Annotated in this window: 13 protein-coding genes and 1 pseudogene; 12 read left to right on the top strand and 2 right to left on the bottom strand. The window is 40.4% G+C overall.

The annotated features are described in order from the left end of the window. Position 1: 1 nt before the first annotated feature. From mlaD to murA, 5 genes are read left to right on the top strand one after another with little or no spacing between them, the layout of a single operon-like run. The gene (gene mlaD, locus PNEUHYL_RS01815; protein WP_059365578.1) at positions 2-508 is read left to right on the top strand and encodes an outer membrane lipid asymmetry maintenance protein MlaD; all 507 of its coding nucleotides are present in this window, start codon (positions 2-4) and stop codon (positions 506-508) included. Positions 509-532: 24 nt separating this feature from the next. Then, positions 533-1,180 (top strand): phospholipid-binding protein MlaC, encoded by a 648-nt coding sequence (mlaC, locus tag PNEUHYL_RS01810; protein ID WP_077663953.1) that lies wholly within the window; start codon positions 533-535, stop codon positions 1,178-1,180. A gap of 4 nt (positions 1,181-1,184) precedes the next feature. Further along, the gene (locus tag PNEUHYL_RS01805; protein WP_059365576.1) at positions 1,185-1,520 is read left to right on the top strand and encodes an STAS domain-containing protein; all 336 of its coding nucleotides are present in this window, start codon (positions 1,185-1,187) and stop codon (positions 1,518-1,520) included. 13 nt (positions 1,521-1,533) lie between these two features. Further along, a complete protein-coding gene (locus PNEUHYL_RS01800) occupies positions 1,534-1,791 on the top strand; it encodes a BolA family protein (RefSeq protein WP_059365575.1) in 258 nt (85 codons plus the stop codon). Between the two features lie 15 nt (positions 1,792-1,806). Further along, positions 1,807-3,078 (top strand): UDP-N-acetylglucosamine 1-carboxyvinyltransferase, encoded by a 1,272-nt coding sequence (gene murA / locus PNEUHYL_RS01795; protein WP_059365574.1) that lies wholly within the window; start codon positions 1,807-1,809, stop codon positions 3,076-3,078. 32 nt (positions 3,079-3,110) lie between these two features. Here the strand turns inward: murA and PNEUHYL_RS01790 are convergent. Continuing rightward, positions 3,111-3,967, bottom strand: a pseudogene (locus PNEUHYL_RS01790) (ferritin-like domain-containing protein). A 17-nt stretch (positions 3,968-3,984) separates the two neighbouring features. Next, positions 3,985-4,845: an acyl-CoA thioesterase II gene (tesB, locus tag PNEUHYL_RS01785; protein WP_059365573.1), complete on the bottom strand. Its 861-nt coding sequence runs from the start codon at positions 4,843-4,845 to the stop codon at positions 3,985-3,987. 229 nt (positions 4,846-5,074) lie between these two features. Here tesB and PNEUHYL_RS01780 point away from each other — a divergent pair, with 229 nt between their 5' ends. From PNEUHYL_RS01780 to PNEUHYL_RS01750, 7 genes are all read left to right on the top strand, one after another. Beyond that, positions 5,075-7,033 (top strand): site-specific recombinase, encoded by a 1,959-nt coding sequence (locus tag PNEUHYL_RS01780; protein WP_059365572.1) that lies wholly within the window; start codon positions 5,075-5,077, stop codon positions 7,031-7,033. Between the two features lie 131 nt (positions 7,034-7,164). Beyond that, a complete protein-coding gene (locus tag PNEUHYL_RS01775) occupies positions 7,165-7,803 on the top strand; it encodes a nucleoside recognition domain-containing protein (protein WP_059365571.1) in 639 nt (212 codons plus the stop codon). Continuing rightward, the gene (locus tag PNEUHYL_RS01770) at positions 7,800-8,270 is read left to right on the top strand and encodes a YjiG family protein (protein ID WP_059365570.1); all 471 of its coding nucleotides are present in this window, start codon (positions 7,800-7,802) and stop codon (positions 8,268-8,270) included. Before PNEUHYL_RS01775 ends, PNEUHYL_RS01770 begins: the two co-directional genes overlap by 4 nt. 17 nt (positions 8,271-8,287) lie before the next feature. Continuing rightward, positions 8,288-9,418 (top strand): M20/M25/M40 family metallo-hydrolase, encoded by a 1,131-nt coding sequence (locus tag PNEUHYL_RS01765; RefSeq protein WP_059365569.1) that lies wholly within the window; start codon positions 8,288-8,290, stop codon positions 9,416-9,418. Positions 9,419-9,624: 206 nt separating this feature from the next. Then, the gene (locus tag PNEUHYL_RS01760; protein ID WP_059365568.1) at positions 9,625-10,563 is read left to right on the top strand and encodes a LysR family transcriptional regulator; all 939 of its coding nucleotides are present in this window, start codon (positions 9,625-9,627) and stop codon (positions 10,561-10,563) included. Next, on the top strand, positions 10,564-11,286 hold the full coding sequence (azlC, locus tag PNEUHYL_RS01755) for an azaleucine resistance protein AzlC (RefSeq protein WP_059365567.1): 723 nt from the start codon (positions 10,564-10,566) through the stop codon (positions 11,284-11,286). Then, the gene (locus tag PNEUHYL_RS01750) at positions 11,283-11,612 is read left to right on the top strand and encodes a branched-chain amino acid transporter permease (protein WP_059365566.1); all 330 of its coding nucleotides are present in this window, start codon (positions 11,283-11,285) and stop codon (positions 11,610-11,612) included. Before azlC ends, PNEUHYL_RS01750 begins: the two co-directional genes overlap by 4 nt. Positions 11,613-11,630 lie beyond the last annotated feature (18 nt).

The raw sequence follows: 11,630 nt of genomic DNA, 5'->3' as shown, positions 1-11,630 counted from the left end.
TATGCGACAAACGATTAAATATGAATTTTGGGTAGGATTATTTTTATTACTCGGTATTGGGGCGTTGGTATTTTTAGGCTTACGCGTGGCAAATGTGCAGGGTTTCGGTGAGAATAAATCTTATACGGTGACTGCAACTTTTGATAATATCGGCGGACTAAAAGTCCGTGCGCCGTTAAAAGTCGGCGGAGTGGTGATAGGGCGGGTCAGCAGTATTGATCTAGATGAGAAAACCTACTTACCGAAAGTGAATATCGCGATTAACGAAGAATATAATGAAATTCCGGAAAATAGTTCGTTATCGATCAAAACATCGGGCTTATTGGGTGAGCAATATATTGCATTAACTATGGGATTTGATGACGGTGAAACCGCAATGTTAAAAAACGGTAGCCAGATTCAAGATACCAAATCAGCTATGGTATTGGAAGATTTGATTGGTCAATTCCTTTATGGCGACAAAAAAACAGAAGGGAATGCGGAAAACGCAGAACCGACAGCAAAATAATAACAATGTTTAGTTAGGAGATTTATGATGAAAATCACTCAGTTGAAAAAATGGTGTGCAGTTTTAGCGTTTGCACTGACCGCACTTTTTATGGCACGCACGGCAATGGCGGAAACCAGCCCTTATGTGTTAATGCAGCAAGCCTCGGATAAATTGTTTTCGGACATTAAAAGCAGCCAAGCCAAAATTAAACAAAACCCAAACTATTTGCGTACTATCGTGCGTAATGATTTATTACCCTATGTACAAGTGAATTATGCGGGCTCTTTAGTATTGGGTTCGCATTTTAAATCCACGACGCCGGAACAACGGGAAAAATTCTTTAAAGCGTTTGGGGATTTTATTGAGCAGGCTTATGCACAAGTGCTGACGGCATACAGCAATCAAAATATTCAAATTGAACCGGCGAAAGATATTGCAGGTAAAAATTTAGTGAGCATTCGTGTGAACATTATTCAAAACGGCGGTGTCGCACCGATTAAACTGGATTTTAAATGGCGTAAAAACAGTAAAACCGGCGAATGGCAAGCCTATGATATGGTGGCTGAAGGTGTGAGCATGGTTGTTACCAAACAAAACGAGTGGAGTGGTATTTTACGCCAACAAGGTATTGATGCGCTAACGGCTCAAATTCAAAAATCAGCCGCTCAACCTGTCACATTAAGCAAATAATCTCATGGCAAGATTAAATTGGGATTTGGTTCAAAATAATGATAAGATAGCGATCCGATTTTCCGGGGAGCTATCTCGCAACACGTTGTTAGCCTTATGGCAGCAACGTGCTTCTTTTTTATCTGGGGCTAAGTTAAATCAATCAATTATCGAATGGGATTTAACGGCGATCACAAAAATGGATTCTGCAGGTTTTGCACTCATTTGCGATTTTTTGCATATCAGTAAACAATTGCCTAATAAAACGGTGCGTTTAGTTAATCCCCCCCAACAATTATTGACGCTTGCGGATTTAGTCAATCTCTCTGATTGGATCGCAGCTTTTATTGACCATCATTAAAATGGGAATCCGAATGGAACTGCAAGAAATTGAACGAATTTTAAAAGAAACGTTAAATGTTGATGAAGTGTATGCTCAGGGTGAAAATGCACATTTTGGTGTGATAGTCGTGAGTGATGAAATTGCAGCCTTGTCAAAGGTTAAACAACAACAAACTATTTATGCCCCATTAATGTCTTATTTCACAACTGGTGAAATTCACGCATTAACCATCAAGACCTATACCACGGAAAAGTGGAAAATGGATCGTCTTTTACATCAATCCAGTTAAATTAGGATTTCTACCATGGAAAAATTTCGTGTTTATGGTGGTTCTTCCCGTTTAAGCGGTACAGTAACCATCTCTGGCGCTAAAAATGCTGCCCTTCCGATTTTGTTTGCCTCAATTTTAGCTACCGAGCCGGTAAAATTGACGAATGTACCGGAACTCAAAGATATTGAAACTACCCTTAAAATTTTACGCAAACTTGGCGTGATGGCGGAACGTGATGAAAGTGGTGCCGTGTTACTTGATGCGTCAAAAATTGATCACTTTATTGCACCTTATGATTTAGTGAAAACAATGCGGGCTTCAATTTGGGCGCTTGCACCCTTGGTTGCACGTTTTTGTCAAGGGCAGGTTTCATTGCCCGGCGGTTGTTCAATTGGCGCACGTCCGGTAGATTTGCATATTAGCGGTCTTGAAAAAATGGGTGCAAACATTGCGCTTGAAGAAGGCTATGTAAAAGCACAGGTTACGGATCGTTTAATCGGTACGCGTATTGTTATGGAAAAAGTCAGCGTCGGCGCAACGTTGTCTATTATGATGGCGGCAACCCTTGCGAAAGGGAAAACTGTGATTGAGAATGCGGCCCGTGAGCCGGAGATCGTTGATACGGCGGACTTCCTTAATAAAATGGGCGCAAAAATTAGCGGAGCAGGTTCAGATCATATCACGATTGAAGGTGTGGAGCGTTTAACCGGTTGTGAACACAGTATTGTGCCGGATCGTATTGAGACGGGAACATTTTTAATTGCCGGTGCGATTTCCGGTGGACGGGTAGTGTGTAAAAACACCAAAGCCGATACGATGGATGCTGTTATTGATAAATTACGTGAAGCGGGTGCGCAGGTTGATATTACCGAAAATACAATTACTTTGGATATGTTTGGTAATCGTCCAAAAGCAGTGAATATTCGCACTGCACCACATCCGGGATTCCCTACGGATATGCAGGCTCAGTTTACTTTATTAAATATGGTGGCACAGGGAACGAGTATTATCACAGAAACTATTTTTGAAAATCGTTTTATGCATATCCCTGAATTAATCCGTATGGGTGGAAAAGCGGAAATTGAAGGTAACACTGCAATATGCCACGGTGTGCAGCAACTTTCCGGTGCGGAAGTGATGGCAACGGATTTGCGTGCTTCAATTAGTTTGGTTTTAGCCGGATGTATCGCAACCGGCGAAACGATCGTTGATCGTATTTATCATATTGATCGAGGTTATGAACATATTGAAGAAAAACTTCGTTGTTTAGGTGCGAGAATTGAACGTTTTTCAGACTCAGATTAGTTAAAAAGTGCGGTCAAAATTGACCGCACTTTTTACTTCTTAATATAGGATTTTAATGTTTGTTCCACTTCATAAATCCAATCCAATTCATGTTGAGTAAAACCTGCCTGAATCCGCGCATCGGTATTAATCACACCTTTAAAAATTACAATGCGATATTTACGTAATAATTCACTAAAACATTTCATCGCATCCAGTCCGCGTTTTGCCGAAAGCGCATGATACCAATGATTACCAATGTAAACGTGGCCAATTTCATCCCGTAGAATAATATCTAAAATATCAACGGCAGCAAAATCTCTACGTTGGGCAATTTTTCTTGTAAAACGGGTGTCGCATCCAATCCTCTTGCTTCCAATACCCGTGGAACAAGCGCCATTCTTTCCCAAATATCATGAGCAGTGGCTTGTGCCATTTCCCATAAACCGGCATGTGCCTCAAAATCACCATATTGATACCCTAGGGTTTTTAAATGGTTATTTATTAAAGTAAAATGCGTACTTTCTTCTCGTGCTACGCGTAACCAATCTTTTACAAAAGCCAGCCCTTCTCCTAACTCTTCTTGTGCATTTCGTCCGAATCGCCATGCGGCATCCAGCCCCAAATTAATCGCATTAAATTCAATGTGCGCAATGGCGTGTAAGGTTGCGGCATAGCCCTCTTCTGTTGCAAATGCGCGTTTAGGCACATCTTTAGGGGCGACAAGGTTAGGTTTTGAAGGGAATCCCGCAATATTTTGTTCAACGCCAATTTGGGGGAAATCATGGATTTCCGTAAGTGAAATGGTCGGTAAAATCTCATCATAGAGCTGATTAACAAGCTCACATTTTATATTCGGATCGGTTTCCTGTAAGGCTTGGGTAACCTTATGCCAAAATTCTATTTTCATTATTGCCTCAAGTGCGGTTATTTTTGGTAACGAATTAAACCTTCTTGCTGTGTTGTCGCGATTAGTTTTCCATCTTGTGAGAAAATTTGTCCGCGTGCTAGTCCACGCCCGCCAAAAGCATTATTACTTTCAATTGCGTGGAGATGCCAATTATTTAAATCAAACGGGCGATGAAACCAAATACTGTGATCAATCGTGGCAACTTTCATACCCTGTTGTAAAAAGCCTTTTTCATGAGGATGAAGTGCGGTCAAAAGACAGTGAAAATCGGAAAAATAGGCAAGCAAACATTGCTGTATGGCAAGATTATGCGGAGCTTTCCCCTGAGTTTTAAACCATGAGTATTGTTCAGGCGGCAATTTTACGCCGTTGAAAGGATTATTGAGATATTTTGTCCGTATTTCAAAAGGACGTTCAGCCATAAATTTTTCTTTTAACGGCTCAGGTAAGCCGGAGGCCATTTTTTGTATCATTGCGTTTTCATCAATAAAACTTTCGGGTTGTCCGACATTTGGCATTGCACTTTGGTGCTCAAAGCCTTCTTCAGACATTTGAAAAGAAGCCGTAATGTGGCAAATCGGCTGGTTATGCTGAATCGCCTTCACTCGCAATGCAGAAAAATTTCTTCCTTCACGTAGTGTCTCTACAGCGTAAATAATAGGATATTGACTATCCCCCGGTGCGAGAAAATAGGCGTGGCACGAATGTAAAAGGCGATCTTTCGGTGCGATTTGCATTGCCGCCGACAACGCCTGTGCGACAACTTGCCCGCCAAAAACTTGGCGTAAACCTAAATCTTGATTTTCCCCACAAAAAGTCAAATCATCAATTTTTTCAAGTTTAAGTAGATGAATTAAATGGCTAAGCACCTCTGACATTTTGCCTTCCTCATAACAAATAAAAGTGCGGTTATTTTAACGAAGATTTTGGAGAATGCCAAAAAAGTGATTGTGGAAGTCATCAAGCAAATATAGGTGAACAGCGGGTTATGATTTATGGCGAATTTATAAATTTACCCGCAAAACCAACCGCACTTTTCCAATTTTCTTTTCAATCTGTATAATGGTACGCTTTCGCAATTTAGAGGGGGAAGATAATTTGAAGTCAATGATTGTAAAGCCGGAAACCTTGCCGCAATTTATTCATAAGAAACTTGCCGATAATGATGCCTTTGGATTGATGGAAGGATTTTGTCGGCTTTTGCGTGAAAGCCGTGAAGAGCAGGTTGTTCCTCATCTGCGTTTAATTAAACGTATTTTAAAGCAAGATCATGAACTTGCCTGTTCGGTGGCGGCCTTATTATGTGATTGGTTATGTCGTTTGCGTTTGTATCCGATTTTTATTAGTAGCGGAATTCTACCGCGTGAAGGGTTTGGTCGTGAGATGAAAAAACGTCTTTATGAACGATTCAGCCCTTCTTTTAAAGATGTGAACGATTTACGCGATATTTTTTATTTACTTTTTAATGATAAAGACGACGCTCGTTGGATTGATGCTGTTCCATTGAAAGAATGGCGGGCGATATTTGGCGTATTGGCACGTAAAACGACGGAAAAGGATCGTGAGCGCTTACGTGTGCATTTTCAAAATGAAGGGCTATTTGCTATCGAAATGCTCTCTATCTGGATTGCCGCTGAAGAGATGGAACCGGAGTTAATGCGTATGGAGCCGTCATTGTTAAATGCCGATTCACCTTTTGTTGCATTACATCGAGAAGTCGTTGATTGGTTAGTGGCCCGTCGTCAAAATGAAACTTTTGATGATAGTCATTTACAGGTGATGTTTGATCAATGTCAGCAACTGATTGAGCGTTTGCAAAAACGGGGGGCGGTAGTCGGTTCATCTCTTCACGTTGCGTATTTGTTGGAGCGACTTTCACAAACCCTTGAACGCCTAGAGAAATTGATGGCAATTTTTGTATCAAATCGTTATTTGCCACGACGTATTTTGTTATTGACGGCTTGTTTTGCCCGTGCCTCGGCAGAGCAACATAGTGTGTCCCGTCTATGGAAACAAAGCTCAAAGCTGATTGCACGAAGCATTACACAGAATGCCGGGGATCATGGCGAGCATTACATTACACGGGACAAAAAAGAATATTTTGCTATGTTTTATTCTGCCGCTGGCGGTGGGGTATTGATCGCAGTAATGGCGTTATTGAAAATCTATTTGGGCGGTATAATTGATGATAAAGTCTGGAAAGGTATTGCAGAAGGGCTTAATTACGGTTTAGGGTTTACGTTGATTTTTATGTTGCATTTTACTGTGGCAACGAAACAGCCTGCAATGACGGCAGCCCGTTTTGCTGAAGCGGTCGAAAAGAATCCGCAAGGTAAAAGCCTAAATGTAAAATTGGCACAATTATTGGTGGATGTATTTCGCTCTCAAAGTATTGCGGTTCTCGGTAATGTGATTGTCGCGATGAGCTTGGCGATGTTTATTGCTTTTGCCTACCGGTATCAAATCGGTGAAGAGCTGATGAATCAGGAACAGATTGAGTATCAGCTACACAGTATCGATCCTTTTGCCGGCACATTATGGTTTGCGGCAATCGCAGGAGTATGGCTATTCTGTTCAGGTATTATTTCAGGCTATTTTGATAATCGTAGCAATTACTTGAATATGCGAATGCGTTTACGCCAGCATCCGTTATTGAAAAAATTGCTGCCTTTGAGACTGCGTGAAAAACTGGCGGATTATATGCACGAAAATTATGGTTCCATCATCGGAAATCTTTGTTTTGGGTTATTGCTTGGTTTAACGGGTGTGGTCGGGTATTTAACCGGTTTGCCGTTAGATATTCGTCATGTGGCATTTTCTTCTGCTAATGTCGGTTATATTGCCGTGAGCGGACATTTCGATTTTGCATTTTTATTACAATGTATCGTTTTTGTCTTGTTAATCGGTTTAGTGAACTTGGTGGTGAGTTTTTCTTTAACCCTCTGGGTGGCATTACGTTCCTTAAATGCAGAAATAACCAGTTGGTGGGTCATTTGGCGTGAAGTTGCAGAGATTATCAAACAGCGTCCGTTGAGTTTATTTTTACCAGTCCAGTTGGAAAAATAAAAAAGCGCGGTTAAAAACGAAAGAAATTTTAACCGCGCTTTTGTTCTTGTGATATTTATCACATTTCAGCTATTTGTTTTATTGTACACTCTTATTGGTATTTTATTTCTTGTGATAAGGAAGGAGTGTGTATGAAAAAAGAAATTAATACGAATACCCTCATTATTGGCACACTTTCATTCGTGTGTGCCATTATCTTTTTTGGTGGATTTGCCAAAGATTTTTTGGGCGGTATTTTTGATTTTAGTAGGTTAACCGGTCAATTTCCTGAATGGCTTAAAACATCAGGCGGTACTAGCGCAAAAGGCGGTTTCTTATTTGCTTTGACGTTAATTCCCAGTGTGATGTTGGCGTTGGGATTTGTAGCGATTTTTGAACACTATGGTGCATTACTCGCCGCTTCTAAATGGCTAAGTCCCGTGCTTAAGCCGTTAATGGGAATTCCGGGGAATTGCTCTATTTCGCTTATTGCCAGTACACAAAGTACAGATGCCGGAAGTTCTACCGCTAAGTTCTTATATGACGAAGGTCAAATCACCCACCATGAATTGTTAATTTTCTCTGCCTTTCAATTTAGTGCTGGCGCATTTCTGACAAACTTTCTCGCTTCTTTTGCCCCCCTTCTATTGATCACCGATAAAGCTGGTGCAGTTGCACCCGTGTCTATTGCGATGGCATTAGGGGTGATTTTCTTATTTAAAGTTTTTGGGGCTAATTTAATGCGACTTTATGTGAAAAAGTTTGTGAAAGAAAATGAGGTAGCACTATGAGTAAGCAAACGAATACAGAATCAAAGTTAATTACCGATATTTTTGTTGAAGGGGCAAGAAAAGGCTGGAATATCGCGATACATAGTACGATTCCTAATGTATTAATGGCTTTTGTGATTATTTATATTTTAAATGCCTCCGGCTTGTTGAAACTATTAGGAGAATATGTCGGTTTTGTGATGACTCCATTGGGTTTACCGGGTGAATCCATTGCGGTTTTCCTTGCCGCATTTTTAAGTTGGGGTGGTGCCGCAGGTGTATTGGTTGCCTTAGTTCAGGAAGGTACGCTTAATACACAACATATTGCGATTCTTATTCCGGGAATGGCGTTAGTCGGTTCTACGGTTCAATATATGGGGCGTGTTTTAGGAGTATTGGGTGTACCTGGAAAGCATTATCTAGTGCTTTTTGGTATTTGTATTATTAATGCTTATTTAGCGATGTTCTTAATGAGGGTATTAATTTAGCAATGGAGGAATAAACCATGAATAATGAGCAGTTAGATATATTTTTAGATGAACTTAAAGAACTCACTGATATTGAAAGCCCAACGAACGATATTAATGGAGTTAATCAGGTGGCGGAGTGGTTCATAAAAAAAGCAGAAACACAGGGATTACAACATAAACGAATTTCCATGACTTCAGATAAGGTTGCTCAGGGGGTATTTATCAGTAACCGTTTAGACGCTGAGAAATTCGATATTCTTTTTGTTGCGCATATGGACACTGTATTTCCATTAGGAACAGGGAAGGATGTGCCTTTTACAAGGAAAAATGGGGAGATTAATGCATTAGGTGTGATTGATGATAAATCTGGTGCATTATTGTCTTTTTATATCACTCAGGAATTGGATTTATCAAAATACACAATCGGGATTTATTTAAATTCTCACGAAGAAAACGGCTCACTCTATGCAAAAGAAAGTATTCGTGAATATGCACGCAAAGCACGTTATTGTTTTGTGATGGAACCAGCACGTGAAGACGGTTCAATGGTTTCTACCCGAAAAGGAATGGTCACTTACCAAATTGAATTTCACGGTGTGGCGGCTCATGCGGGAAATTGCCCTGAGAGGGGACGTTCCGCATTGGTTGAAGCGGCACATTTCATAACTGAATTTTATAAATTGAATGATTTTGATGCCGGACATACGTTTAATTATGTGATAACCCATGGTGGTAGTGGGCATAATGTGATTGCGGATTATGCTGCGTTAATGATCGAAATGCGCTATAAAAAATCTTCGTCTATTGAATTTTTTGAACATCATTTGCGACGCGTGCTTGAAAATCCGTTGGTGGAAGGGGTCACTTCAACAAAAACGTTAATTAATAAAGAACCCCCAATGATTGATGAAAAATATCTTCCTTTAATTAAAAAAGTATTTGATGAAGTGGGAGAAAAATTGGCTATACCTATAAAATGGGTTGATGCAGGTGGATTAAGTGATGGTAATATTGCGGCTTCGGCAGGGTGTCCGACGATTGATGGTTTGGGACCAACCGGTGGTAATATGCATGCGAAAACGGAATATTTGGAGATAAATTCAGTTATTCCTAAATGTAATCTTGTAGTCGGGGTGATTAATGCATTAATGTCCCATCCGGTTTGAGTTTCAACGTAAAAAAGTTCATAGAAAATAGCGGCATCAACTGATGCCGCTATTTTTGTATATATGCTCAGAGTAACTGTATTTAATATAGTAAGTAATGAAAATATCACTAAGAAAAAAAAGGTTCTTATTCCTTAAACTTTAATTTTCCCTGTTTTACGGTATCATATTGCTCATTCATTTTTATTATTTTATGAATGGTACTCATGAAGCCCACATTTCTTGAATTTCGACATCTTAAAACATTACTAGCGTTAAAAGAAACCGGCAGTGTTTCTTTGGCGGCTAAGCGGGTTTATCTCACCCAATCCGCATTGTCTCATCAAATTAAACTGATTGAAGATCACTTTGATTTGCCCTTGTTTGAGCGAAAAAGTAGCCCGCTCCGTTTTACTGCAGCAGGAGAACGCTTAATTCGTCTGGCTAATGAAGTCATACCGAAAGTGGTTGATGCGGAACGTGATTTAACCCGAGTAAAACATGGTGATGCGGGGCAGTTACGCATAGCGGTAGAATGTCATACTTGTTTTGATTGGTTAATGCCTGCGATGGATGAGTTTCGTCAGCATTGGGGTTTGGTTGAATTGGATATTGTATCCGGCTTTCACACGGATCCTGTTGGTTTATTACTTTCCCATCGCGCAGATTGGGCAATTGTATCTGAAGTTGAAACAAATGATGATGTGGTTTTTAAACCGCTCTTTTCTTATGAGATGGTTGGAATTTGCTCGAAAGATCATCCCTTGGCTGCGAAAGAAATTTGGCAAGCGGAAGATTTTGCCGATGAAACTTGGGTAACTTATCCTGTACCGGACGATATGTTGGATTTATTGCGTAAAGTATTAAAACCGAAAGGCATTAATCCCACACGCCGTACTACTGAACTGACCATCGCAATGATTCAATTAGTGGCAAGCCGTCGGGGTATTGCGACCGTTCCTTATTGGGCGGCGTTACCTTATCTTGAAAAAGGCTATGTAGTGGCGCGCAAAGTGACGCAAGAGGGTCTGTATAGCAATTTATATGCAGCCATTCGTAAAGAAGATGAAAGTCTTGCGTATATGGAAGATTTTTATCAAACCGTTAAATCTCAAAGTTTTTCCACTTTACCGGGATTGTCCGTTTTAGAGTTAGCGAGGGAATAAATGAATTCTTCTCAGATATCGCCTATCCGTGCAGCAGCCAAAGCAGCATTGTCTTACAGCGCCCCCATGATCGCAGGATTTTTATTTCTTGGCGCAGCATACGGCATTTATATGAAAGCACTGGGTTTTGGTGCTTGGTATCCCACCCTGACGGCATTATTAATTTATGCCGGTTCGGTGGAGTTCATTGCCGCTAGCGCGTTGGTATTGCCTTTTTCGCCGTTAAGTGTGTTATTAGTGACACTGATGGTGAGTGGCAGACAAATTTTTTATGCTATTTCTATGTTGGAAAAATATGGCGTGCATCTTGGTAAAAAACGTTGGTATTTAATTAGTTCCTTAGTGGACGAATCTTTTTCATTGAATTATATGGCAAAAATTCCACCGCACTTAGACAAAGGCTGGTATATGTTCTTTGTGAGTTTGTATCTGCACATTTATTGGGTATTGGGCGCGGCGATGGGGAATTTGTTTGGCGGGATTTTACCCGTTGATTTAAAGGGGGTTGAGTTTGCCATGACCGCACTTTTTCTGGTGATCTTTGCGGAAAATTGGATGAAAGAAAAATCCCACGAAAGTTCTTTGCTCGGTTTAGGAATCGCCTTAATTTCTCTGCTTATCGTGGGGAAACAACATTTTTTAATCCCAACCTTAATCGGAATTTGGTTAATCCTGACATTACGCCGCCCTAAAATGGAATATAAATTGGAGTCACTAAAATGACCTTAACGGAACAGATTATTACCATTGGTATTTGTGTGCTGACAGTGCAATTTACCCGACTTTTACCTTTCTGGATTTTTCCGGCAAATCGTCCGATTCCTGAATATATCCGTTATCTTGGTAGAGTACTGCCTGCTGCGATGTTTGGTATGTTGGTGGTTTATTGCTATAAAAATATTGATCTATTGAGCGGCTATCGGGGTATCCCCGACTTTCTTGCCGGCGCATTGGTGTTGGGGCTCCATTTTTGGAAGAAAAATATGTTTTTATCCATTGCGGTAGGGACAATTTTTTATATGGGGTTGGTTCAAACTATCTTTATTTAATCTAGGTATTGAGGGCAT

Source organism: Rodentibacter caecimuris (genome assembly GCF_001019715.1).
GTDB lineage: Bacteria > Pseudomonadota > Gammaproteobacteria > Enterobacterales > Pasteurellaceae > Rodentibacter > Rodentibacter caecimuris.
This window is presented reverse-complemented; position numbering and strand designations above follow the sequence as displayed.